The following is a 24,898-nucleotide window of genomic DNA, read 5'->3' on the forward strand; positions in this document are numbered from 1 at the left end:
AGCTTAGCTACACTGCACACAAAATTTTAAGGATGAGGTGAATTTGATCATGAAAGAAGAATTGGTAAATGCGCTAAATGAACAAATGAATTTTGAGTTTTATTCTGCACATGTGTACCTTGCGATGGCTGCATATTGCTCCGGTGAAAGTCTCGACGGCTTCGCTAATTTTTTCCTGATCCAGGCGGAAGAAGAACGGTTCCATGCAATGAAAATCTACAAATTCCTGAATGACCGTGACTTCCGGGCCAGATTGGCTGCCCTTCCCGAGCCGAAAAATGAGTATACATCCATGCTGGACGCATTTGAGCATGCATTCGCCCATGAACAGCAGAACACCTCTAGATTCTACCATTTGGCGGACTTGGCGCTTGATGAACGTGAACATGCGACTATCTATTTCCTGAAATGGTTCATCGATGAGCAGGTGGAAGAAGAGGCATTATTCAGTAATATTATCGCCAAGCTGAAGCGGATTGAAACCGACAGTAATGCCTTCTACATGCTGGATGCTGAGTTTGCAGGACGCACCTTCACAGCACCGGCTGAATAAGAAACCGGACGTTTATTGAATCGCAGCAGGCAGCTTGATGCCCAGCATCTTCCCTCCGCTGCGGACAATAAGAATATTCCCTGTTTTGAGTGAAGGCTGGAATTCACGGGAAGCGGTTTTGACAGTGAAGAGCGCCTTCTGGCTAATGAGATCGTAAGCATGAAATAATCCATCGGATTGTCCGGTATACATGGTCCGGCCGAAGATATCCATTTGAACCGGGGGATTCTCACCCTGTTTCGTGTTGATCACTTGTCCATTTGCGAGCTTCATAGTAATCAGGTTGTTGTCGCTGTAATTGTAGTACATCAGCCGATCCTGGATCACCTTGTACAGCGGGAATACATGGTCGGAAAGCGGCTGGTTCCATTGCTTGAGAGGTTTCCCATTCTCTGTATAGTTCCAGAAGTTATATTGGGCAACCTTTTGCCCTTGCATAACATACAGGTTGCTGCCATCCAGAAATGCTGAACCATACACCCCTCCGGACCGGAATCCCCCGTCTGGAGGGGTGTTGTTGTCTGTCCAGCGGTAATTGCGTTCACCTTTGAGCTGACCGGTCTGCAGGTTGAAAATAGATACCAGAACTTTACGGTTCACCGGGTCTTCATCGAGCATTTCCAGTGATTTGATGGAATACACCAGACCATCGCGGATGGTCAGCGGCATGCTCTGTCGATATTGCTCCCATAACTTCTTACCCGTCTTAGAGTCATAAGCTATGATCGACGGGAAGGTTAAGACTCCAGCACTGGTATAGAGACGGATCAGCACTCCATCCACTTCTGTTAAGTCCGTGTAGCCCTCATAATTGTTATTCTCAGCGGTTTTCCATTTGAGCTTCCCTGTGGAAGCATCCACTGCCGCAAGCTGTCTGCCTTGAGTCACATAAATCGTATCTCCCAGAGGATGTATGCTCGTTGCGTTAGAAAAAGACAAAGAAGTATTCCATACTTTCCGTCCTGACTCTGCTACGGCGTATAACGTTCCGGTTTGCGTTACTCCATAAATCATTCCTTTGCTGTAAGTGTACAGCGGCGCCAGAGCACTGCCGTATTCCCACAGCTTTTTGCCTGTAGCTGCGTTCAGCGCAGCTAATGTATAGTTCTTCTGGAGCGCAAAAACCTTGCCGTTCTCTGCGAGAGCAGTAATGGACTGGGCCGGGAGACTGCTCGGAATGGTGGCCGTGGAGAAAGACCACAACGGCTTAAGAACTGGGGCTGTGACTTGAGTGTAAAAAGGATTTCCGATACTGACATCAGGCTTCTCAGCCGAAGCGGCAGGGAGGAGGACTCCGGCATACAGGGGCAAAGCCATACTAATTCCAGCGAGTACTGAAGTGATTTGTTTAGTTTTAAGCTTAAGTCTGCTCATTTTATCAATGCTCCTTTTGTACTTGAAGTAGACTCCATTTCTATTGGAACTAAAGCTTACTACCTTTAGACTGGGAAAATAGAAAAAAGTTACAGTAATTATGCAGAACTAGTGAATCGTGGATTTTGCCAATACAGTAAGTTAGATTCTTGCGTTCTGAAGTTGAACAAGGGCAAACAATGTTGCATGCGGCAAAACACTTCCGGTCATCCAACTCTATTTGGCTGGGCGAACACTTGCGCGGCCCGGCAACACTGTTTCTCTAGACCCACCCGGTTGTCAGCGTGTAGTATAGAACGATACGATTCTTTGGAGGTTCTTTGCTTGGAAAACTACAGTGACATCAAACAAAGTGAAAAAGGGGCCTGGCTGAGTCTTTTTGCATATATCCTGCTGTCAGCCATTAAGCTATTTATTGGTACAGTTTCAAGCTCTCAGGCACTTCTTGCCGATGGTTTGAACAACAGCACGGATATTATTGCTTCGCTGGCCATTCTGGCAGGGCTTAAGATTTCCAGGCGGCCGCCTGACTCCAATCACAGCTACGGACATTTCAGAGCGGAAACCGTGGCTGCACTGGTCGCTTCTTTCATAATGATCGCTGTAGGACTTCAAGTTCTGTATCAGGGTGTGAACAAATTCATTCAGCCCGCACTCGAGACACCGGATCTTGTAGCCGCGTGGACGGCAGCAGGCTGCGCTGTTGTAATGTTCGCTGTTTACATGTACAACATCAGACTTGCACGCAGACTGAACAGCAACGCCATGCAGGCCGTTGCTCAGGATAACCGGTCGGATGCTCTTGTGAGTATTGGTGCTTTTATCGGGATTATCGGCTCTCAATTCGGCCTGCCCTGGCTGGATCCGCTGACCGCTACAATTGTAGGCGGACTGATTTGCAAGACAGCCTGGGATATCTTCCGTAAGGCAACGCATGATCTTACCGACGGTTTTGATGCCAACGAACTTGAGCTGATGAAACAGACGGTTGCAAAGATTGAAGGGGTAGAATCGATTAAGGATATCAAGGCCAGAATCCATGGGAATAATGTGCTGGTGGATACGACTGTGCTGGTAGACTCCAACTTAAATGTGGTCCAGAGCCATGATATTACAGAAGAAATTGAGGATCAGCTGAAGGACCTTCACCAGGTCGCTAATGTTCTGGTACATATAGAACCCATGTAGCTGCAGCTCTTTTGTGTCTTAGAACTTCAAGAAGTTCGATGATCAGACACCGATCTGTAGTATGCTTAACTGAAACTGGAGGTGGGCTATAGAATGAAGAAAATATACCTGGAAGGCCTTACATTACTCGCTGATGATGTTGCCCGATTGGCACGGTTCTATCATGAAGTCCTGGGATTTGAAATCGTTGTAGAAGAGGCTCATTACGTAGAATTCAGCAACTCAGGCGTCCGGTTGGCTATTTGCTACAAACCTCTTATGGCGGAGAATACCAACGGTCATTTCTCCTTCAGTGAGCAACGAAGCGGCCAAGCCGCTGAGCTTAATTTCCAATGTGATTCGCCGGATGAAGTATATACGTTGTACGATGAATTCATTGCGAAAGGGGCCTTAGACATTATGGCGCCGCAAGTCAAGTCTTGGGGTCATACTACGGCTTTCTTTGCCGACCCCGAAGGGAATATTCATTCCTTATTTGCGATAAATCCAGTATAAGCTGAAGATCCAGAACCACTAATAGCGAAGAGGCGTAACCAGGTTGGTGGTTACGCCTTTTTATGTTGCAATACATATCTGTTAATGCCTTCATAAGCTTTAATGGGCGCCAAAAAGTTGAACAGTCTGCCTTGTCCATAATATTAAATTCAATTAATGTCTCGGGTAAGGAGAAATCAACCGTTCCTAAATATAATCATCTCGTTCCGAAGAGCTTGCAGATATACCGGATGGTGTCTATTAATATTTTTGTTCAAACAAACGCTTGACTTTACCAATGGGATTGGATATATAATAACACTATGATAATAACACAAAGGTAATAACAATATCATAGTCCCAATTCTAATCCAAAGGAGTATCCGCATGCCCAAAGAACCGGTCACTGACCGCAACGGCTTAACCGAGGAACAATTTTTACAGGGTTATGATGCCGGAATGTATGAGCGTCCGTCCGTAACAGTCGATATGCTGATCTTTACCGTAATGGAGCAGGAGCAGGATAACTACCGCAAGCTTTCCGTTAAATCACTTCAGCTGCTGCTGATTCAGCGCGGCGAACACCCGTACCTGGGCCAGTGGGCACTGCCAGGAGGGTTCGTCTCTGTTAAGGAGAGCATTGATGATGCCGCCCGCCGGGAGCTGTACAGTGAGACTAATATCGATAATGTCTATATGGAGCAGCTGTTTACCTGGGGGGAAGTGAATCGTGATCCGCGCTTGCGCGTCATCAGCAGCTCCTACATGGCACTCGTTGACCGGACTACGCTAGATGTGCAGGCCGGAGATGATGCTGACGACGCGGGTTGGTTTGAAGTCACTTATGATGTATTGGAGACTAGCCGTAAAGAACTAGCAGGTGGCTACGAACAGGAAGAACGGATTCGTATCACCTTGCAGAAAGGGGATATTGTCTTAACCGGTGAGGTTATCGTAACCGAAACTGTGCATGGACATGTCCGGCGTGTACAGAGGGAGATTGCAGCGAATCATGGCCTTGCCTTCGATCATCTGAAGATGATCCAGTATGCGATTGAACGCCTTCGGGGCAAGGTGGATTACACGGATATAATTTTCAATCTGATGCCGCCCTTGTTTACACTATCCGAGCTTCAGCGGGTCTATGAAATTATCCTTGGCAGAGAACTGCTGGCGCCCGCCTTCCGCCGTAAAATAGCCGATCGTGTGACCGAAACCGAGGAGTTCACCAAAGATGCCGGCCATCGGCCATCGAAGCTGTACCGGTACAGAGTAGACCGCGATGCAAATTAAATTTTAAGTGAATACAGAATGGAGAGTTACAAATGGAGACTTTTACTTACTTTTACCGCAGCGGTTCGCCGTTCTCACAGTGGTATCCTTGCAATTTCACAGTAGATGAGATGGGCTTCAACTGCGCAGAACAATACATGATGTACGGCAAGGCACTGCTATTCAAGGATGAAGGAACAGCCAGACAGATACTACGCGCAAGAACACCCAGGGAACAAAAGGAATTGGGACGTAAAGTGAGCGGTTTCAATGACAGCGAATGGAATGCCCACTGCAGAGACATTGTCTACCAGGGAAATCGGGAGAAATTCCTGCAAAATGAAGAACTGCTGAAGCTTTTGCTGAATACAAAGGGAACTACGCTGGTTGAAGCCAGTCCGACTGACCGTATTTGGGGTGTGGGCTTGGCCGAGAATGACCACCGCATCCACAGCAGAAGAACCTGGAGAGGCACCAATTGGCTGGGTGAAGTGCTTACGCAGCTTCGTGACGACCTGTTACAGGAATAAACAAACCCCGGTACGACTCCGGGATAAGGAGTGAACACATAGGATGAACAACCTGAATCCGAGGAATAGAAGAGCAGCAATCGCGCAAGAAACACTGGATATATTAGAAAAAGGAAAATACGTTAACCAAACCGGCCGGCTTGTTGACATTGCTGAAGATGTCAGAGCAACCATCTCAAATACCCGTTTATATACACCGGAGGAGGTGACGCAGCTTAATGAGACAATGGCGGAACACCTTAGGGAAGGTGCCGGGCAGACCGCGAAACTGGCTGTCACCAGTGAATCCACTTTAGCTGCGGCCTATCGATTAGTTGTAAAAGAGGGCCATGACCAGACAGTATGCCTGAACTTTGCTTCAGCCAAGAACCCGGGAGGCGGCTTCCTGGGAGGGAGTCAGGCGCAAGAGGAAAGTATAGCCCGTGCTTCTGCACTATATCCGTCCATCGCCCCCCAAAATGAAATGTATCGATACAACCGCGGACGTAAAACCTGCCTGTACTCCCACTACATGATTCATTCACCTCAGGTACCTGTTATCCGTGACAGTCAGGATCAGCTGCTGGACGAACCGTATCTGGTGTCGTTCATTACTGCGCCTGCGGTGAACGCGGGAGTCGTCCGTGAGCGGGAGGCTCAGGAGATTGGAATGATCCCAACCGTTATGCTGGAGCGCATCCGCTATATTCTGACTGTAGCCGCTAATAATGGGCATAAGACTATCGTGCTCGGAGCCTTTGGCTGCGGAGTTTTCCGGAATAATCCGAGTGAAGTGGCGGAATGGTTCAGACAGGTGTTGATGGATGAAGGCTATCAAAGCCTGTTTGACCAGATCGTATTTGCTGTGTTGGATCATTCTCCGAATCACGGTGTGCTTGGCGCTTTCCAGACAACCTTCAATGTGTAAATAAAGTGAATACTATAATGATTAATAAACCGAGCAATATGATCCAGGCGGCTGGATGATAGGGATTGAGACCCCAGCCAATACCTGAGCTTTTGCGGATAAACAAAGGACGATCCGGTTTCTTTCCTGACCACTTACCCAACATAATAACCCTTCTTTCAACTTAAGCATTGGCATCTGTCAATGCTTTTACCAGTTTACTCCTTCGTAGGCATGAATGTAAGTACTGTATATGCTGCAGGGCGATTTTATCTCTTTTCTGATCCTGGGATTTATTCGATATTTGTTACATTGTGTCGTGTGATGTTATTAACAGAACTTTTATGCCGAAAAGTAGAAAATAAAATAAGCTTTTCATTATGTAAAATATGGTAATGGGTAGGGTGAGTCAATGATTAACTGGAAAGATTCATATGACATCGGAGTGGAGAAGATTGACTGCCAGCACCGACAGCTGCTTGTGAAGCTGAATGAATTTTTTGATGCCTGTACGAACCAGCAGGGCAAAGAGAAGATTGAAGAAACCCTAAAATTTCTCAAGGACTATACGCTTGAGCATTTCGGTGATGAAGAGAAATTAATGCAGGATATTGATTTCCCGGAATTGACCGAGCACCGCAAGACCCATGCCGAGTTTGTCCAGACTGTGCTGGATCTTGAAGAGAGCATTAAGACTAAGGGTATTTCTGTACTTTCGACCATTAAACTGAATCGAACATTAACCGACTGGCTGCTCAATCACATTAACAAATGCGATAAACTGATTGGTCAATGCATGGCCAGCAAAGGGAATCAAGCAATATAGATTATAGTGTATATATTACATATTGAAGATGAAGATGCCGCAGGGCATTTTCTTTTTTTTGAAAGATAAGAATTTATATGTTTCACGCTATAAATTATCCTTCTCTTTCTCGCTGAAACAGATGCCGCCCTTATAAGGACGGCGAAGCCGTTTCCACTTGGCCTTTATTTTCATTGCCGGAGCAGAGTTTATACTACTCGAATGCTTTGTGTTATCATTTGAATTAGAGATTCAGATAAACTGTAAGGCAAGGGAGTGGAATGATGAAAATATTGCGTATGCTTGCTTCGGGTCTGGTCATGCTGCTTGTGCTGGGTCTTGTAAATTTCTACATTGGACTGCATCTATGGGTTCTGCTGGAAAAATGGCTGCCGGGGATTCACGCAGGGGTATTTTGGCCGCTGTTTCTGCTCATTGCTTTTGCTTATATGATTGGAATGGTTCCTTGGCCTAAAGCGGTAAAGCCTGCTGCCAGGCTGTTCAAGGTGATTGGTTCCTATTATCTCGCCTGCATGGAATTTGCCATTATAGTGCTCCCGCTTACGGATTTGCTCTACTGGGTGCTTGGTCTGATAGGGGTTGAGCGTGCAGCGTTTACTGCGGAGGCAGGTACTACACTAGTGCTCCTGCTGGCTATCTTCCTCATCTGGGGTTCTCGCAATGCATGGAGTACAGTTGTGCGAAATCACCTGATTCCAATTGACAAGTCAAATGGAACTAGTGCACCGCTGACCATTGCGGTCGCATCCGATCTCCATCTGGGTAACATTGTCGGTAACCGTCATCTGCGCCGCATGGTAGCAGAGATTAACCGGATGAAGCCGGACCTGATTCTGCTCGCAGGGGATGTCCTTGATGATAGTATTGAGCCGTTTATCCGCAACGGGATGAGTGAAGAGATCCGAAAGCTCAAAGCGCGCCACGGGGTTTACGCTGTACTCGGCAATCACGAGTATTATGGAGGTTCCATTAAACAATACACAGAGCTGATGGACAGTATCGGGATCAAAGTCCTGCAGGATGATGTAGTAGATACTGCTGGCCTGTATATTGTGGGGCGTAAAGATAAAACCGCCGAGTCTATGGAGGCCAGTGGCCGCAAAAGCGTAGAATCCTTGCTGGAAGGACTTGATCTGTCCCGGCCGGTAATTATGATGGATCATCAGCCCACCGGATTCGATATCGCCGCCAAAGCGGGAGTGGACGTATTGCTTTCAGGACATACGCACCGGGGGCAAATTGCTCCGAACCACTGGATTACCAAACGGTTATTTGAACTGGACTGGGGCTATCTGCGTAAAGATAAGATGCATGTAATTGTCTCCTCCGGTTACGGAACCTGGGGACCGCCCATCCGTTTGGCCAGCCGTTCCGAGCTGATCAAGCTTGAGGTTAGACTGGAGGGCAGCAAGCGCTACAGTGAAGAACCGGTTCACGGAAATCCTGTTCTGATATAATAAAAGATAAGCCCCTGCCCCTCGTATTATGAGGTACGGGGGCTTATTTTGTTTTGACATTTACAGCAGTATCCGTTATGTTATAACAGAAATAGTTAAGCTATTAACTAATATGGAGCTGAACAGAAAGTATGGACGATCTGCAAGAGGGGAATTTACCGCAAGATGAGCTACAGCAGATGAAGCTTCAGCAAGATGATCTACAGGAATATGTGCTGAACCTCCCGCTGCCGAATGAAGCTTTTTTTACATTGGTTGAGGCGACAGCAGGTCTGGTGGCTGTGTCTGAGAAGTACTGGCAGTCCAAGGGATTAAATGGTGCAAGAATCCGGGTACTCGTGGAGATTACCAAGCAAGGCGGAACGGTGCTCCCTTCGGTGCTTGCCGGGAAAATCGGTGTAACCAAGGCCAATATCAGCCTTTTGTTGACCCCGCTGGAACGGGATGGCTACATCACCAGGACTGAGCACGCCCAGGATGGACGCAAGTCAGTAATTTCACTTACGGATGCCGGCCGTATTCTATTAGCAGAACAGCTTCCCGGTAACCGCGAGACCGTTGCTGGAAGGATGAGCCGTCTGAACGGAGAGGAACTGCGCCAGCTAACAAAGCTGCTGCAAAAACTGAACCGGCCATGACAGCATGTAGTCAATAATACACTAAGCTGCATGAACGGTGAAACAGAATTTGTGGCAAGCTGTAGGCTGAATCGGTACATTCTCGGGATGTCCATACGTCCCCTGCTTCGCCTATATAGTTAATAGCTTAACTATTGTTTCGAAATACATTAGGCCCATTTGAGGAGGATGAATGAAAATGACCATTCTGATTACCGGAGCTACAGGACAACTAGGCAGCCAGATTATAGAGAACCTGCTAACTCGTCACTCAGCCAGTAACTTCGTTGCGGGGGTCCGGAATTTGGATGCGGCCGCACCATTAACCGGTCGTGGGGTGGAAGTCCGGTGCCTTGATTACGATCGGCCGGAAACACTGCAGAATGCTTTGGCCGGAGTGTCCAAGCTGTTGTTGATCTCCAGCTCACATACGGATGATGCTGTGAGACTAACAGGGCACAAGAATGTAATCGATGCGGCCAAGACAGCCGGAGTTGCGCATATTCTCTACACCAGCTTCGCTTTTCCGCAGGCAGGTAATATACATCCAGGCAATGTTCATGCGCTTACTGAACAAGCGATACTGGAGTCGGGGATGGAATATACCATTATACGTAACGGGCTGTACATTGATTTCGTAGGAGTACTCGGATTGAATGAAGCGATTCGCACCGGTGTGCTGCGGACCCGGCCCGGAGATTGGCGGTTCAATGCTGTAACACGAGGGGACCTAGCACGGGCAACGGCAAATGTTCTTACCGGAACCGGACATGAGCATTGGATATATGAACTGGCTGCTTCGCAGACCTGGTCTTTTGACAATCTCGCAGAGGTGCTAACTGAGCTTGCCGGCAAGCCTGTAACTCATGCAGAGGATATGTCTGTACAGCACTGGATTTACCATTTTCTAAGCAGTATCGACACCACATCTACCTCTGAGGATCTGGAGTACCTCATGGGCCAGCCTGCCGCATCTCTAAAGGAGAGCATTATGCCATTTTTAAATTCGAGAGATCTGTAAAATATAGCCCTCCCGCCGCCAAAGTTGTCTAAACTCCTTAATGTTGCTACTATGATGACAGCATAAGGGAATACCCAGGGAGTGATAGAGATGAAGAAAATAATAGTGGCTGACGATGATATGAATATCCGCACCCTATTGCGGCATGTACTGACGAGGGAAGGGTATCAGGTGCTGGAAGCTGCCGACGGCCGCGAAGCGATGGTACTGATGAAAAAGAGTACAGTAGATCTGGCAGTGGTTGATGTGATGATGCCCTATATGGACGGGCTTGAGCTGTGTGAGTACATCCGGGAGACCTATGATATTCCGGTTATTCTGCTTACCGCGCGCCAGCAGCTCAGCGACAAGGAGCAGGGGTATTTTCATGGGACAGATGACTATGTGACGAAGCCGTTTGAACCGGAAGAGCTTCTGTTCCGCATCAAAGCGCTGTTCCGCCGCTACTCCGTGGCTGCAAGCGACAAGATCCGCCTGAACTCTCTGGTGATTGACCGCAAGAATTATGAGATCAGCGACGGGAATGATGTGCTTTTACTGCCGGTGAAGGAGTTCGAGCTGCTGGCCCAGCTTGCGCAGTATCCCGGTCGGCTGTTCTCGCGCAGCGAGCTGATTGAGCTGGTATGGGGCGCGGATTACGAGGGGGATGAGCGGACGGTAGATGTGCATATCAAACGCCTGCGCGACCGGTTCAGCGGATACAAGAATGACTTCACCATCCGCACGGTCCGCGGCATCGGCTACAAAGTGGAAATGGTGAATCTATGAAATCCCTGTATGTAAGAATGAGTATATTGTTCTGCTCGGTGATTGTGATCAGCAGCGTGCTGGGATTTCTCATATCCAACGCTTATTATCAGGTCAAAATCAAACCGCAGAATGACGCCAAGCTGACCAAAATGGCCATTGGCCTGCAGTCCTTTATCGAAGATCACCCGGATGCTGTAGAGGAATATCTGCTAAGCACAGCTTCCTTGGGATACAAGATGTATCTATCGAACGATCAAGGCGATGAACGGTTTTATGGTCTGCCTTTCCGTAAAAATGATCTGAAGGAAGGCGAGCTGCAAAAAGTGCTGGCCGGAGGCATCTACCATGGTGTGGCTGACTTTCCCAGTCAAATGTTCATAACAGGCTTTTTTGATAATCAGCTCAGTAATTCGATTGGCGTTCCTATACATATTCACGGACAGACCTATGCGCTGTTTATGCGTCCGGATGCCGAAGTGCAGTTTGGCGAGCTTCGGATCTTTTTTGCCGTGCTTATTGCGGTTACGATTCTGTTCAGCCTCTGGTTTGTTCTGATTACTGTCTTTCATGTGGTTAGGCCGATCACCCGGTTGACCGAAGCTACGAAAAAAATCTCCAAAGGGAGATACGATATCAAGCTCTATACGGCACGGCGCGATGAAATCGGCCAGCTGGCATCCCACTTCATGGTCATGAGCCGGGAACTGGAGCGGACGAACCGGTCACGGCAGGAATTTGTCGCCAACGTTTCGCATGAGATCGAATCGCCACTAACCTCAATCCAGGGGTTCGCCCATGCTCTTAAGGATGCTACACTCCCGGATGAGCAGCGGATAGAGTACTTGTCCATCATTGATGAGGAGAGCCGTAGGCTGTCGATGCTAAGCAAGCAGCTGCTTACCTTGTCATCGCTCGATTATGACGGGAATGCGTTGGACAAGAAGAGCATAGATCTCCGGGCGCAGCTGCGTCAGGTTGTGCAGATTATGGAGTGGCGGCTGACCGAGAAGGAGCTTGCCGTACGGCTTCATGTGCCAGATATTACTCTTCATGGCGATTCTAATCTACTCTATCAGGTATGGATGAATCTGTTATCTAATGCGGTAAAATACACCCAAGCCGGCGGGGCGATCTCGATTTCTGCGGAAGTCTCTGATCACAGCTGTGTCGTAAGCTTTACGGATAATGGCGAAGGCATCCCGGAGGATCAGCTTCCGATGATATTTGACCGCTTCTATAAAGTGGACCGTGCGCGTACCCGTGACAGCAACAGTACCGGACTTGGATTATCCATTGTGCGTAAAATCATCGAAGTGCACGGCGGAACCATCGAGGCAGAGAGCCAACCAGGGAAAGGGACGACTTTTACGGTAACACTGCCGTTTCTGTAATTTTCTATTCATACTCCGTTCATTTTCATCTTCTAAACTGTGGTTATACAGATTAGAAGGAGTGGTTACATGTTTTTGGCTATAAGGGAGATGAGGCACTCCAAAGCACGCTACAGCCTCATTATGGTCATTATGCTGCTGGTTTCGTTTCTGGTCCTGTTCGTAACCGGGTTGGCGCGGGGGCTGGCTTATGCCAATATATCCGCTGTGGAGAATATGCCTGCGAACTATTTTGTTGTTCAAAAGGACGCTGACCATACCTTCAGACGTTCCCAATTAAGCGAAACCGAGCTTGCTGCCGCACGTTCGATTGCCGGGGAAAAAAATGCAACACCGCTGGCGGTGCAGATGAGCACAATTACCGCAGATAAGGCAGATATCAAAGCGGACATTACCTTTTTTGCCATAGATATGAATGGCATGCTGGCGCCTAAAGTGACCCAAGGGAGCAGCATCACCAATGAAACTCAAGGCAGTGTCCTTGCAGATTCGAAGCTTGAGGATTCGGGGGTAACAATCGGGAGTTCCATTAAGGATCAGGCAACAGGGTTGAAATTTAAGGTGGCAGGTTTTGTGAAAAACAGCTCCTACAGCCATACGCCTGTTGTCTATATCAATAATTTGGATTGGCAGGCCATGAGGCAGGGAGCCGGTCAGAGCAGCAAGGCACCGTCCCTTCTTTATAATGTCGTGGCACTCAAAGCAACCTCCAGTCAGGCTTCCGAGATCATGAACAAGCTGGACTCTGTGGAAGTCATTACGCAAAAACAGGCGATTGCCAGCATTCCCGGCTACTCTGCCGAACAAAACTCACTACTGATGATGATCGTGTTCCTGTTCGTCATTGCTGCATTTGTTCTTGCTGTTTTCTTCTATGTCATCACGATCCAGAAGACCAGCCAGTTCGGCATTCTGAAGGCAATGGGCACCAAGATGTCCTACTTGGCCTGGAGCGTGGTCGGTCAGGTAATGATTCTCTCGGTAGCCAGCCTTGCGGTCAGTCTGCTGCTGACCTTTGGCATGAATATGGGTCTGCCCGATACCATGCCGTTCCAGCTCGAAGGCAAAACGATCCTTTTGACCTGTGTGCTGTTCGTCGGGATGTCACTGCTGGGCTCGCTGATCTCAGTAGCCAGAGTGGCAAGAGTAGATGCTTTGGAAGCGATAGGGAGGACTGGAGCATGAGTAGTGCCAAGTTAATGATGAAGCAAGTGACGCAAACCTACGGTGACGGTGACGGTGCCATGACCGTTCTGAATCACCTTGACCTTACGGTGAACGAGGGTGAATTTGTAGCAGTGCTGGGACCTTCCGGCTCGGGCAAAAGTACTTTCCTCTCCGCAGCCGGTGCGCTGTTAACTCCGACCAGCGGCGAAATTTTCATTGATGGAGAATCGCTGAGGAACAAGGATAAAAGTGAGCTGACCGAGCTGCGTTTGCAAAAGGTCGGTTTTATGTTCCAAAGTGCACAGCTGCTGCCCTATCTGAAAGTAGAGGAACAACTGCTGTATGTGGCTAAACTGGCGAAGCTCAGTACCAGGGAAGCTAAGGAGCGTTCGGCCTATCTATTGAAGCGGCTGGAGATTTGGGAGCGCCGGAATCATTATCCGGAGAAGCTTTCCGGCGGCGAGAAGCAGCGTGTGGCGATTGCCAGAGCCTGGATGAACAAGCCGGCGATTCTGTTCGCGGATGAGCCGACAGCCAGCCTCGATTTCAGCCGCGGCCGCGAGGTGGTGCGGATGATCGCAGACGAGGTGAAGAACGAAGGCAAAGCCGCGGTCATGGTAACCCATGACGAGCGTATGCTGGAATGGTGCGACCGGGTGTATCATTTGCAGGATGGCGTGCTGGCCCAGCAGGCTGCTCCGGGACCGATGATGTGATTTAGGACAATAGAGTGACAAATGTGATTTATGATAAATCCAGAGGGATCTGATCCTTTTGGATTTTTTGTATGCTAACTAATCAAGCAACATCGCAAACAAATCGAATAATTATTGCTTGTGAGTTTCTTGAGAGATTGATATCGTATGATATATTCGTCGAGTATGTGCAGAATGGGGTTACTTATGAAGAGTTGGGGCAAATTTTTGATTGTAGTGGTGGCGTTGCTCGCGTTTGGGCTGCTGTTTTTATATATGGAATCGCTCAAGAGTGCGGTGATGCCGCTTGCTAAGCATGGAGTGCTGGACTTAAGGGAAACCCGTCTTCCGGATCAAGGCTTGGTGAATTTGAACGGCGAATGGGATTTCTATGAAGGAAGGCTGCTAACGCCGGCTGATCTGGACCAAGAAACGGTAAAGGGACAGCTTTATTTGAATGTGCCTGGAGCGTGGGAAGGGAAGCATAAGAACGAGGGAATGTACCGAAAAGGGTATGGCACCTATCATCTGAAGCTGCTGGTTCCGAACGATGATTCGGTCTACGGGATCAAAATTAACAATATCCGCATGTCGCACAAGTTATACATTAACGGGAAGCTGGAAGGAGAGAGTGGTGTTCCGGTGGAGGCTAAAGAGCAAAGTCACCCGGGTAATACGCCGTATACAGTATTTTTTCATTCCAGTGATGAAACGATTGATATTGTTATTCAGGTAGCCAACTACGAATTTATTAATGGAGGCGTGATCCGTCCCATTCAGTTTGGAGCACAGAAAGAAATCCTCTGGTTAGGAGCCTTTGGCATTGGTGCGGATTTGGCCTGCATTCTGATCTTTATTATGTTCGGTGCCCACCAGCTAATCATGTACTTCCCTGAGCGCAGGGACAGAAGCAATCTGTACTGTGGAATATTCCTGTTATGTTTTTCAGTGAGTCAGATGCTTCAGGACGAGAAACTCTTCCAGCGTCTGCTGCCAGATATGTCGTTTAATGTGACCTACAAGCTCATGGATCTCAGTATTTTTTTTATGGTCCCTGTGCTGGGCATTTTACTTTTTTCTTCACTCAACAGCCGGTTGATGTCCAGAAAGCTGCAGATCCTGCTGATTGGCCCTTTTACCGCTTATGCAGCAGCCATACTCATCTTACCCTATAGGATCTACAACGAAGTTAAACCGGAGTATCTGCTCTATCTGGTTCTTGTGGATATTTACATTATTGCGAGGTTAGTTTTTCTATGGATCATTTCCAAGAAGGGGACACATGAGAGTAAAGAATTGATCCTGTTTATACTGGCAATTGTGTCAATGATGATCTATCTGGTAGGGGATCTCCTGTCAACGGAAAATATTCTGGCGTCTGATATTGTCAGCAAGCTGGCTGCTTTGGGTTTTGTCATGCTGATGAATACGTTGCTGGCAATCCGCTTCTCCCGCACCTTCGAGAAAACCCAAGCCCTGACTCATGAGCTTATGGTATCCAATCAGATCAAAGATGAATTTCTCATTCATACCTCTCACGAGCTTAGAACCCCGCTGCATGGAATTATGAATATTTCATCATCACTTCTGGATAATTCGGAGGGCACTCTGTCAGCCGGACAACTCGAAAGTCTGTGGCTAGTAAAAGATACGGCAGTGAAGCTGTCCATGCTAATGCAGGATTTGATTGATGTTACACGGCTCAAGCATGGGGATCTGCAAATGCAGTTTTCGGTTGTGAACGTGCGGGCGGCAGTACAGATTGTACTGGATGTGCTGCAATTCGAGCTGGCCGATAAAGATGTGGCTCTTGTGAATCAGGTGTCTCCGAAATTGTGGGTTCATGCGGATGAAAACCGCTTTAGACAAATTCTATATAACCTTGTACATAACGCAATCAAACATACGGATAGAGGAATGATCTCTGTCAATGGGACGATTTCGGATAACATGGTTCATTTGTTTGTTCAGGATACGGGCGAAGGTATAGCTCCGGACAAACAATCTGACTTGCTCGTACGGGATGATCCCTTTGGCGCAAGCGGGCCTGAAGGCAGGTACTCGGGCATGGGGGTCGGGTTGTATATCAGCCGCAAGCTGGTAGAGGGAATGGGCGGACAAATCCGCTTGGACTGGACCGAGGCGGGGAAGGGGACCCGGATGGCCTTTACCATTCCAAGTGCCAAAGAACGCAGGTCTGCAGCTGGTAACGAAGCGGATCTGCCCCGGTTTCGAAATCCACGCAAGTCCGGTTCTCTGGAGATTACAGAGCAATATGAATATACAATTCTGATTGTAGACGATGAGGCCTCCAATATTCACGCTCTTCTAACTATTTTGCGGAGACATCCGTATAATGTGCTGACTGCAATGTCGGGCAGGGAAGCGCTGGACAAAGTCAGCCGGTACCCCCGGATTGATCTTGTCATTCTTGATGTGATGATGCCGGAAATGTCGGGAATCGAGCTATGCCGCAAGCTGCGTGAAAAGTATACCATTCTGGATTTACCAATACTGTTTGCTACCGCCAAGGACCGGTCACAGGATATTGCACTGGGCTTTGCGGCAGGAGCCAATGATTATTTGAGCAAACCGTTTGACGGGGAGACTCTGATTGCCAGAATTCAGACATTGCTGGTCATGAAGACCTCCATTCATCAGGCCATTCAGAATGAACTGGCCTTTTATCAGGCTCAGATCAAGCCACATTTCCTCTACAATGCCCTGAGCAGCGTAATCTCCTTCTGCTATACGGATGGAGAGAAGGCGGCTTACCTGCTGACCAGTCTTAGCCAGTATCTGCGCTATATTCTGGATATGGACCATAAAGAGATATTTGTTCCTTTGGGCAGAGAGCTGGAGTTGATCGATGCATACGTAGAGATTGATCTGGCCCGTTTTGATGACCGTTTTGAATTTGTTAGTGATGTGAACGAAGGCTTGAAGAACTTTCAAATCCCTTCCCTGATTATCCAGCCGCTCGTAGAAAATGCTATTCGTCACGGACTGTTTGACAAGGACGGACAAGGAGTGGTTACTCTCACGGTTGCAGAAGAGGAACATAGTCTGCTCATAACGATAGAGGATAACGGTTCTGGTATCTCTGACGACGTACTGTACCGCATTTCCAGTGGTGAACGGCCACGGGAAGGAACGGGGGGGATCGGTATTTTTAATATCCGGCGCAGACTGGAGTCGATACCCGGTGCGGTCTTAACTGTGAGCTCGAAACTGGGCTATGGGACCAAAGTGATGATCGCCCTGCCGCTCGAGCATTACAAGGAAGGGTAAAGGAGGAAGAGATTATTGTTCACAGTAGTTGTTGTGGAGGATGAAAAACCGATCCTGGAGCTAATGAAGGTGGTTGTTGGAAGAAACCCCGATTGCCAAGTGGTAGGTGCTTTCAGTAATCCGTTAGAGGCTCTGGAGGCTCTGCCGTCCCTTAAACCGGATATTGCCTTTTTGGATGTAGAGATGCCTAAACTATCCGGGCTGGAGCTGGCGGGCAGAATGATTGATTGCTGCGAACACACACGAATTGTTTTCACTACGGCCCACAAGGAATATGCTTTGGAGGCTTTCAATGTATTCGCTTTTGATTACATTCTGAAGCCAATTACGCCCGCCAGTGTCCAGCGTATTACGGATCGTCTACTGAAGGAATCTGGGAGGCCAGCTTCGACGAACATGGTTCTATCCTCCCAGAGAACAGCTATCCGCTGTTTTGGCGGTTTTGAGGTTCGCAATTCCATGGGGGATTTGGTGCGTTGGCCCACTCGTAAGACTGAGGAGCTGTTTGCCTATCTGCTGTGTTATCCCAATCAGGAAGCAGGTAAGTGGCAGCTTGTCGATGCTTTGTGGCCCGAGATGGATGAAGCACGATCGGTTCATAATTTGCATAACACGGTCTACCGGCTGAAAAAAATCCTAAAGGAGCATCAGCTTGGCTTAGATATAGGCAAAACCGGGGAAGGATATTTGCTGGAGGTCCTTGAGACTACGTACGACCTGCTGGAGTTTCAGCGTTACAACTCTGTACAGTCTGATGCTCACGGGGAAATTGCACGGCTGGAAAGCTTGTGCATGATGTATCAAGGGCATCTGTTTGACCGTAAGGACTACCTATGGAAGCATCGGCTGGAAGAAGACTACCGCAAGCGGTTTTTGTCCGTGGTCTATGATCTGGGCCGACTCTGCCTGACCCGAAAAGATTGGATCCGTGCAGAGCAAAGACTGAGTAATAGTTTGGAGATATATCCTTTTGAAGAAAATATATGTATGTTGCTCATGGAAGTGTATGCAGCGAGCGGAAAATGGGAGAGATTACGTACGTTTTATACCAATTTTGAAGAAAGGTACCGCATAGAATTCGGAATAGCACCATCCCGGGAATTGCAGGAACTCGCTAATGGCTACTTAAAAGATAACCAAGGGTAGTTTTATGCCCCAAAATGACCTTGAAATCCACAATTCAGTGGAGGAAGAGGTCGTTTTTTTATGGATCATTATTGACGTATTTCGACATCATGCCACGAATTTGAGAGAAATTTGAGAGAATGCGTTTCTATAATGGAGCTTAGGAATGTGACTAAAGTCATGTATGGAAAGGATGGTGGGCCAATGCGGCGAAAGTTCGGAGCGCTCATTCTGGTGGTCTTTGCCGTGTTTTTGCTGCAGAACCATGCACCTGTCTCCATGGCACAGACGCCGGCTCAGTATGATGCGGAGGGGCTTTACACCTATGCAGAGCAAGCGGTGTTCTATGTGCGGGCGTTTCGGGAGGATGGCACTGTCAAGGATGTAGGCAGCGGATTTCTGGTTCAGCCGGATGGTACAGCTATCACGGCCTATCATGTGGTGGAAGGGGCGGCGCGGCTTGGCTGTGTAAGAAATGACGGCGCTGAAGCCGTCTGCAGAGTGCTGGTACTCGATGAGGCGGCGGATACAGCGGTGCTGAAGCTGCCGGCCCCTGGTAAGGACAATCCATATCCGTATCTGTCCTTGCGTACTGGCCCGGTCAAGCATGGGGAGAAGGTGTTTGCCATTGGTTATCCTCTGAAAGAGACCAAGATCATCACCGAGGGAATCGTGAATGCACCCGGTGTGGCTATTAACGGCAGGAAACGTATTTTGATGTCAGCAACGCTGGTCAATGGCATGTCCGGAGGGCCACTGATTGACCAGGACGGATATGCGGCTGGACTGCTGTCTGGCTCACTGCGTACGATGAACGGCATTCACCTGGCGGTGGATGCCGAGACAGTGAAGCGGGTAGTCAGCCGGACAGGAATGTAGAACCGGCGCATCACCCGGGCCTGCCGGTGGGGGCAGGCGGTTAAGGGATATTTACTACATAGATCAGATTCGTTAACCAAAATCCGTACAGGAGGGTGCATGAATGAGAACATGGGCTAAAAAAAGCCTGACCACCGTACTGGCCGCAGTGATGCTGACGGCTGGTATGCCGTGGCCGGGACAACAGGTGAATGCAGCGGGAAGCTATGAGGATGTGTATGTGTCAGGAACGAAGCTTCTGCACAATGGCGACTGGTATCCGGTAACGACATCCGACTATGACGAAGATACCGAATCGGATGCTCTGCTAGTCAATGCGTTTGGATGGTTCTCCAAAGTGCAGAATGGCAATGTGGTTCCTGGAGTTACCATTGATAAAGTTGACGGTGATCTGGACGGAGGTCCGCATCTGGGGGATGCGGATGTGCTCGATGCGACCATTCGGGTCGCGGACAATCCTCAACTGAAGCAACTGGCGGAAGGGGAAGGGCAGTTCAGAGTTTATATTCGCAGTCTATATGAATCGGATGATGACAGTGCTGAAGTGGAGGTCCACAGTAAAAATCTGGGGAGATGGTACCGCGAAGATTATGTGGGAGCCGGACCGAACCGGGATGACCAGACGACAGATTGGGTTGATCTGGAACCCGATGATGTGATCACCATTCACTTAGAGAGCTGGGGGTCTGGTACGGTCACCGGCATCCACTTGAACTTCCGTGATGTAATTGCGCCTACCGTTAAGGATTACATCTTTGATACGACGGGGACGCAGCGTGACAATACTACGATTGATGAGAAAGAGCTGCTGGTGAAATGGGGCGACGAAGTGAATCTGACCTACCCGTTCAGTGAGCCGCTCAAGGCATCTTCCGGAGAAGCTGTCGACCTTATGAAGCATGATCTGTTCACCAATCCTTCGGGAACAGGCTTGCCTGCCGCAGGGGAGAATCAGGGGATGCAGCTGCCCGCAGCAACGAGCTGGACTCAATACACCGACAAGCTCAGCTATAGCTATAAAGCGGCCAATTACCAGCATACGGGCAATCTGCCTATTGTGAACGGCGGCGAGATCAGTACACTTCCGTCCGGAGTCAACCTGAATGAGAAATCATTGAAGCAGAAAGTCATTGATGCCGATTTTCATGATGCAGCCGGCAATCCGCTGACTATCAGTAATTTTGGCCAGCGGGCTTCTGCTTCTGCAGGGGATACCTTTCTTCGCGGCAAGGCGATTAATCCGTTTGATGCAACGGCCGATCCTGGCCAAGCAAGTGATGGCTTCCGGGTCATTGTTGATGCGGTTCCGCCTAAATACAGCTTCGCCGCCAACGGCATACAGCCGGAGATTGTGACGGGAAGTACATTGAACAAAGGGGATACCCTGGAATTCAAGGTGCGGCTGACGGAGGACGTAATTGCCAAGAAGGGATTGTCGGCTGACGGTTTATTCCTGTATTTCAACAATGGGATGAAAGCCTATTATGTTGAAGGGGAAAATTCATCGCTGTGGACGTTCCGGGCGGACGTGACTGAGGACGATCTGGACGTGGCACTGCTTAAAGTCATTGCCCTGACCCATTCGTCCAGAGCCGGCGATATGCCTGCTTATGCGGACAAGGGAGTGCTTCAGGATTACGCCGGCAACTTGCTGACGGACCCGGTAAATACCAGCAAATCGGCGGATCCGGCTCCGACAGATCCTTCCCGTCAGGTTCCGAATACCAAGATTGACTGGGCGAAGCTGTCCATTGATAATACCGACCCGAGCTTCAAGTATATCTACGATAGTCCGGGTGCAACGGCGGACTCCTGGGCACGATCAGGCAAGATCACCATTGATGCCAGTGATCCTCAGGTCATCGCACCTCCTCTAGACCCGGATGAGGCCGGACAGCCCAGACCAAGCCGCGGCATTTACCGGCCGCTTAACATGACCGGCTCCGCAGGTGAATCTCCGGGTCTGGGTCTGGTCTACTATTACTGGAGCCAGAGTCCGGATGATCCGCTGGCCGGAAAAGAAGACGACGAGTTCGCGGCGGTTAAGCGCTACTCACTTACAGGACAGCAGCCCCGGGAAGGGCTGTATACCGGTGAACTGGATGATTTCAATCTGATGGTGGCCAACAACAGCACCAATCTGCTGTCTCCACCCGCCAAGGCACTAATGGCTGAAGGCAGCGGGACCTGGTACCTGCATACGTGGACGGCGGATATGACCTGGGATTCGGCCCGGGAGCTCATGCAGTACGAGAAGATGAAGACCTATAAGTCCAGCCATGCTGCCTCTTACAATGGCTGGATCAACGAGTACAAGGCTACTCATACCGGAGCATCCGATGCGGATGCGGAAACGTATGCGAACGGCAAAGCCCTTGAAGCGGTCGGCGATTACGGCGATCTGTCCTTGTGGCCGGCGGCGGACTTCAAGCATGACGACTCCAACTGGATTTACGGCAAGACCGCCATTCTGCTGGACAACAAGGCTCCAGTCCTTGGCGCTTCCATTTCCGGAATTAATCATACGGCCGTAGTCAAAGCAACCGTCGGGGGATCGGATGAACACAGCGGCATTGACCCTGCTTCGCTGCAATTTCAGTGGGTTAAGGTGGGGGAAACACCCGGTGAGCTGGATTGGCACGTTGTTCCTTCGGATCGTAGTGTGACGACTCTGAACAATGTAGTAGAAGACGGGGAATATATTCTGTACTTGAGAACTTCCGACAGAGCCGGAAATACGGCTGAATTCCAGATGGATGAGCATGTTGTGGTTGACTCTTCCAGAGAAGTCAGCATCGCCTTCACTCCAGAAGCGCCGGAATCCTATATCCGAAGCCAGGATATCGAAGTTACCGCTCGGGGAGCTGCGGTGCTGGAGATGCAGTACGTCTTCAGTCCTTCTGCTGTCCGGCCAGCAGAGAGCCTGTACCGTACAACGGCGATGGAGTCTGTGTATAAAGACGTCAGCGTGACGGATTCGGTCTACCGCGGTGTCGTTCAGGCGGTTTACGGTCTGAACGGAGAGCAGTACCTGCATATCCGGCTCAAAGAAGAAGGGAATGTGCGGTACTACGACTACAGCACACTGTACCGGTTCGACAATGCCGCTCCTGAAATCACATTCAGTCTGAACGGTGTGAGCTACCCCCGCCCGGCTTATACAGTGCTTGTGACCTCTAACGAGCTGTATAACCCATCCGGGACAGTGGTGGAGTACCAGTGGTTGCCGGAGAATGCTGCTCCGCCGGAGGAAGCCTCCGGAGGCTGGCTGCCGCTTCCGGAGGACGGCAAGGCCGTTCTGGACAGCAGTCAGCTGGCTCCTGGCCAATCGGCAGGTTACGTCCTGTATGTGTATGCCCGGGATGGACTGGGCAACAGTGCCGTCACCCACACCGGAACCTTCCGCTTGTACCGTGCGGATACCTCTCCAGTGGAGGTGCTGCAGTCCGATCTGGTTGCTTTTGAAAGCGGCAGCGGGCAGGGAAACAAGGCGATCCTTCAGCTGGAGCTGAAGAGTGTCTCCAAGGACGGGTTTGAATACTCTGTCTCCAGCGACAACGGCACCACATGGGGATTGTATAGACCCTACACGAATTTCGTACAGGTGGCTGTTCAACAGACCTCAGCTGACCAGCTTCAGCTAAAGGCCAAATTCCGTTCTCCTTCGGGTGTGGAGAGCACTCCCGTATCTATTGATACGAGCCATTTCGATGCTACGGCCGATCCTCTGTATGGTCTGGCCTCTTACAGTACTCTGAGGCCTACAAAGAGCGGTGGTATATCGCTAAGCATAGCCGTGGCCACAGGGATCAAGGTGACCCCTGCGGCAGATAATCCAGCTCTGGCAGAGCGGGTGAAAGGCAATACCTTCAAGATTTCGCAAAATGGCCTCTATACCTTTAATCTGGTTGACCTGACAGCGCCGGAGCGCAAGACTCAGCTGCTGGCGGTAGTGAGCAATATCGATTTGACCCCGCCAGAAGGAGTGGTTGAATACAACATAACCGGACCTACAAGAGGGAATGTGACTGCCAAGCTCTCTACCTCCGAGCCGGTGCGTATTGTGAACAATGGCGGAAGAGACAGCTACATTTTCAAGGACAACGGTTCATTCACCTTCGAATTTGAGGATGAAGCAGGGAACTTGGGCTCTACAAAGGCGACGGTGAATAATATCGACAGAACGCCTCCAGAAGTATCTTTGGTCAAGAGCTATGCCTACGGAATAGGCGGCTCCAAATCCTTCAAGACGATTCTGGACACTCTGGGCAACGTGCTGCTGTCGACCGGAGTGACGCTGACGGCAGAAAAAAGCTTGCCGGGCAGTGAGGATTTCCAAGTCGTACAAGGTAAGAATCCAGCGGTCATGCTTCAGAACGATCCGGTCAAGCTCATTGTACAGGACCGGCAGGGCAATACTGCGGCTCTGGAGGAGACCATTGCCAATATTGCTCCTGACCTGTCACAGCCGCGGATTACCCAGGAATTTGTGGACGGGACCGGGCAGCCGCTGGAGGCTGGCAAGCAGGTCACCATCAACGGCAAGACCTATGCCAAGGGTGCGGTGAAGGTAACGCTGAGTGGCCGGATTGATGAGCCTAACCAGATGTTCGCAGGAGCTGTCCCGGTGACGCAGGGAGCTGGCTATGCCAACAAAATCAGCGATGCGGATGGAAACTATTCCCATTCGGTCACCTACCGCGCAAACGGTAGCACCAGAGTAGTACTGAGCGATCTTCTGGGACGTACCATTGTATCCGCTATTCAAGTGGACGGACTGGATAATATGGCGCCGGAGATTCAGTTGAAACGTCCAGTGACGGCGGTAATACGGGGCCAGAAGGATTTCGAGCCTCTGCGGGATCTTGGCGGCTTCACCGCAATGGATAATGTATCTGCTGCGGATAAGCTGAAGGTCACAGTAAGCGCACTAGATCTGACCAAGACAGGCAAACAGACGGTAACTTATACAATAACTGACCAGGTGGGCAATACGGCGACTGCCAAGCAGGAGGTTATGGTCATGAATGACAGCGGTCTGCTGATTATCGGCAACGGCCAGGTGCTGTCCTCCAGCCTTGCGGAAACGGTATTGTTCGACACGAACCGGATTACATTCAGTGTGCTTGGCTATGACAAGATGAGCGTAGGCGGAAAAGAGCGGGTGAATGAGAGGGCTGCGTATACGCTGCTCTATCACTCCGGATTGTACCGGGAGGGTCAGATGAAAACGATCGCCGAGGAAATCCCGCTCCAGGAGCTGACAGCGAATCAATATCAAGTCATCTTCCCGAAGACTGGCTGGTACACCCTTATTATCAGAACGCAAGAGAGAGAAAGAGAGTATGTCACCTTCTTTATCGGCGGCAAGGAATCATAAGCTAGCATCAAGCTCTAATACC

The 24,898-nt window shown here is 49.5% G+C and carries 19 protein-coding genes and 1 pseudogene; 18 read left to right on the forward strand and 2 right to left on the reverse strand.

Annotated features, from left to right (window positions below):
* Positions 1–49: 49 nt before the first annotated feature.
* Positions 50–553, forward strand: coding sequence for a ferritin (locus A3849_RS29230; RefSeq protein ID WP_074083494.1), 504 nt, complete (start codon positions 50–52; stop codon positions 551–553).
* 12 nt (positions 554–565) lie between these two features.
* Here A3849_RS29230 and A3849_RS29235 read toward each other — a convergent pair whose 3' ends face one another.
* Complete coding sequence (locus A3849_RS29235; RefSeq protein ID WP_074114588.1) at positions 566–1,927, reverse strand: outer membrane protein assembly factor BamB family protein; 1,362 nt, start codon at positions 1,925–1,927, stop codon at positions 566–568.
* Positions 1,928–2,251: 324 nt separating this feature from the next.
* On the opposite strand from A3849_RS29235, the gene A3849_RS29240 reads away from it, so the two are divergent.
* Together A3849_RS29240 and A3849_RS29245 are read left to right on the forward strand one after the other, a co-directional pair.
* Complete coding sequence (locus A3849_RS29240) at positions 2,252–3,115, forward strand: cation diffusion facilitator family transporter (protein WP_074114589.1); 864 nt, start codon at positions 2,252–2,254, stop codon at positions 3,113–3,115.
* A 93-nt stretch (positions 3,116–3,208) separates the two neighbouring features.
* Positions 3,209–3,610, forward strand: coding sequence for a VOC family protein (locus tag A3849_RS29245; RefSeq protein WP_074114590.1), 402 nt, complete (start codon positions 3,209–3,211; stop codon positions 3,608–3,610).
* 106 nt (positions 3,611–3,716) lie between these two features.
* Here the strand turns inward: A3849_RS29245 and A3849_RS33795 are convergent.
* Positions 3,717–3,797, reverse strand: a pseudogene (locus tag A3849_RS33795) (iron chaperone); the annotation flags it as partial.
* Positions 3,798–3,976: 179 nt separating this feature from the next.
* Between A3849_RS33795 and A3849_RS29250 the strand changes: the two are divergent.
* The 15 genes from A3849_RS29250 to A3849_RS29320 all read left to right on the forward strand — a co-directional run bounded on the left by A3849_RS29250 (position 3,977) and on the right by A3849_RS29320 (position 24,876).
* Positions 3,977–4,882, forward strand: a complete 906-nt coding sequence (locus tag A3849_RS29250; protein WP_074114591.1) for an NUDIX hydrolase — start codon at positions 3,977–3,979, stop codon at positions 4,880–4,882.
* A 32-nt stretch (positions 4,883–4,914) separates the two neighbouring features.
* On the forward strand, positions 4,915–5,391 hold the full coding sequence (locus A3849_RS29255) for a riboflavin biosynthesis intermediates N-glycosidase (RefSeq protein WP_074114592.1): 477 nt from the start codon (positions 4,915–4,917) through the stop codon (positions 5,389–5,391).
* Between the two features lie 43 nt (positions 5,392–5,434).
* Positions 5,435–6,298, forward strand: coding sequence for a TIGR02452 family protein (locus tag A3849_RS29260; protein WP_074114593.1), 864 nt, complete (start codon positions 5,435–5,437; stop codon positions 6,296–6,298).
* A 391-nt stretch (positions 6,299–6,689) separates the two neighbouring features.
* Positions 6,690–7,103, forward strand: a complete 414-nt coding sequence (locus A3849_RS29265) for a bacteriohemerythrin (RefSeq protein ID WP_083613718.1) — start codon at positions 6,690–6,692, stop codon at positions 7,101–7,103.
* Between the two features lie 263 nt (positions 7,104–7,366).
* Positions 7,367–8,560 carry a metallophosphoesterase gene (locus A3849_RS29270; RefSeq protein WP_074114594.1) on the forward strand — a complete coding sequence of 398 codons (1,194 nt, stop codon included), beginning with the start codon at positions 7,367–7,369 and terminating at the stop codon, positions 8,558–8,560.
* A gap of 131 nt (positions 8,561–8,691) precedes the next feature.
* Positions 8,692–9,198: a MarR family winged helix-turn-helix transcriptional regulator gene (locus tag A3849_RS29275; RefSeq protein WP_083613719.1), complete on the forward strand. Its 507-nt coding sequence runs from the start codon at positions 8,692–8,694 to the stop codon at positions 9,196–9,198.
* Between the two features lie 172 nt (positions 9,199–9,370).
* The gene (locus tag A3849_RS29280) at positions 9,371–10,198 is read left to right on the forward strand and encodes an SDR family oxidoreductase (protein WP_306010723.1); all 828 of its coding nucleotides are present in this window, start codon (positions 9,371–9,373) and stop codon (positions 10,196–10,198) included.
* 90 nt (positions 10,199–10,288) lie between these two features.
* Entirely contained in the window at positions 10,289–10,966 is a 678-nt protein-coding gene (locus tag A3849_RS29285; protein WP_074114596.1) for a response regulator transcription factor, read from the forward strand.
* Positions 10,963–12,339 (forward strand): sensor histidine kinase, encoded by a 1,377-nt coding sequence (locus A3849_RS29290; RefSeq protein WP_074114597.1) that lies wholly within the window; start codon positions 10,963–10,965, stop codon positions 12,337–12,339. The genes A3849_RS29285 and A3849_RS29290 overlap by 4 nt, the downstream gene beginning before the upstream one ends.
* Before the next feature lie 69 nt (positions 12,340–12,408).
* Positions 12,409–13,524, forward strand: a complete 1,116-nt coding sequence (locus tag A3849_RS29295) for an ABC transporter permease (RefSeq protein ID WP_074114598.1) — start codon at positions 12,409–12,411, stop codon at positions 13,522–13,524.
* Positions 13,521–14,222, forward strand: coding sequence for an ABC transporter ATP-binding protein (locus tag A3849_RS29300; protein WP_074114599.1), 702 nt, complete (start codon positions 13,521–13,523; stop codon positions 14,220–14,222). Before A3849_RS29295 ends, A3849_RS29300 begins: the two co-directional genes overlap by 4 nt.
* 186 nt (positions 14,223–14,408) lie before the next feature.
* Positions 14,409–17,492, forward strand: coding sequence for a hybrid sensor histidine kinase/response regulator (locus tag A3849_RS29305; protein WP_256701076.1), 3,084 nt, complete (start codon positions 14,409–14,411; stop codon positions 17,490–17,492).
* A 15-nt stretch (positions 17,493–17,507) separates the two neighbouring features.
* Positions 17,508–18,638 (forward strand): response regulator, encoded by a 1,131-nt coding sequence (locus A3849_RS29310; protein ID WP_074114601.1) that lies wholly within the window; start codon positions 17,508–17,510, stop codon positions 18,636–18,638.
* A gap of 183 nt (positions 18,639–18,821) precedes the next feature.
* Positions 18,822–19,496 carry a S1 family peptidase gene (locus tag A3849_RS29315; protein WP_074114602.1) on the forward strand — a complete coding sequence of 225 codons (675 nt, stop codon included), beginning with the start codon at positions 18,822–18,824 and terminating at the stop codon, positions 19,494–19,496.
* A gap of 103 nt (positions 19,497–19,599) precedes the next feature.
* Entirely contained in the window at positions 19,600–24,876 is a 5,277-nt protein-coding gene (locus A3849_RS29320; protein WP_074114603.1) for a DUF5011/hyalin repeat domain-containing protein, read from the forward strand.
* The last annotated feature ends 22 nt before the right edge of the window (positions 24,877–24,898 follow it).

This window comes from Paenibacillus sp. P46E (assembly GCF_001909095.1).
Taxonomy (GTDB): domain Bacteria; phylum Bacillota; class Bacilli; order Paenibacillales; family Paenibacillaceae; genus Paenibacillus_AQ; species Paenibacillus_AQ helianthi.

Bases quoted from the DNA above. Each gene is read 5' to 3' on its own strand.
- A3849_RS29230 (WP_074083494.1), top strand. From the start codon at position 50: ATGAAAGAAGAATTGGTAAATGCGCTAAATGAACAAATGAATTTTGAG.
- A3849_RS29235 (WP_074114588.1), bottom strand. From the start codon at position 1,927: ATGAGCAGACTTAAGCTTAAAACTAAACAAATCACTTCAGTACTCGCT.
- A3849_RS29245 (WP_074114590.1), top strand. From the start codon at position 3,209: ATGAAGAAAATATACCTGGAAGGCCTTACATTACTCGCTGATGATGTT.
- A3849_RS29250 (WP_074114591.1), top strand. From the start codon at position 3,977: ATGCCCAAAGAACCGGTCACTGACCGCAACGGCTTAACCGAGGAACAA.
- A3849_RS29255 (WP_074114592.1), top strand. From the start codon at position 4,915: ATGGAGACTTTTACTTACTTTTACCGCAGCGGTTCGCCGTTCTCACAG.
- A3849_RS29260 (WP_074114593.1), top strand. From the start codon at position 5,435: ATGAACAACCTGAATCCGAGGAATAGAAGAGCAGCAATCGCGCAAGAA.
- A3849_RS29265 (WP_083613718.1), top strand. From the start codon at position 6,690: ATGATTAACTGGAAAGATTCATATGACATCGGAGTGGAGAAGATTGAC.
- A3849_RS29270 (WP_074114594.1), top strand. From the start codon at position 7,367: ATGAAAATATTGCGTATGCTTGCTTCGGGTCTGGTCATGCTGCTTGTG.
- A3849_RS29275 (WP_083613719.1), top strand. From the start codon at position 8,692: ATGGACGATCTGCAAGAGGGGAATTTACCGCAAGATGAGCTACAGCAG.
- A3849_RS29280 (WP_306010723.1), top strand. From the start codon at position 9,371: ATGAAAATGACCATTCTGATTACCGGAGCTACAGGACAACTAGGCAGC.
- A3849_RS29285 (WP_074114596.1), top strand. From the start codon at position 10,289: ATGAAGAAAATAATAGTGGCTGACGATGATATGAATATCCGCACCCTA.
- A3849_RS29290 (WP_074114597.1), top strand. From the start codon at position 10,963: ATGAAATCCCTGTATGTAAGAATGAGTATATTGTTCTGCTCGGTGATT.
- A3849_RS29295 (WP_074114598.1), top strand. From the start codon at position 12,409: ATGTTTTTGGCTATAAGGGAGATGAGGCACTCCAAAGCACGCTACAGC.
- A3849_RS29300 (WP_074114599.1), top strand. From the start codon at position 13,521: ATGAGTAGTGCCAAGTTAATGATGAAGCAAGTGACGCAAACCTACGGT.
- A3849_RS29305 (WP_256701076.1), top strand. From the start codon at position 14,409: ATGAAGAGTTGGGGCAAATTTTTGATTGTAGTGGTGGCGTTGCTCGCG.
- A3849_RS29315 (WP_074114602.1), top strand. From the start codon at position 18,822: ATGCGGCGAAAGTTCGGAGCGCTCATTCTGGTGGTCTTTGCCGTGTTT.
- A3849_RS29320 (WP_074114603.1), top strand. From the start codon at position 19,600: ATGAGAACATGGGCTAAAAAAAGCCTGACCACCGTACTGGCCGCAGTG.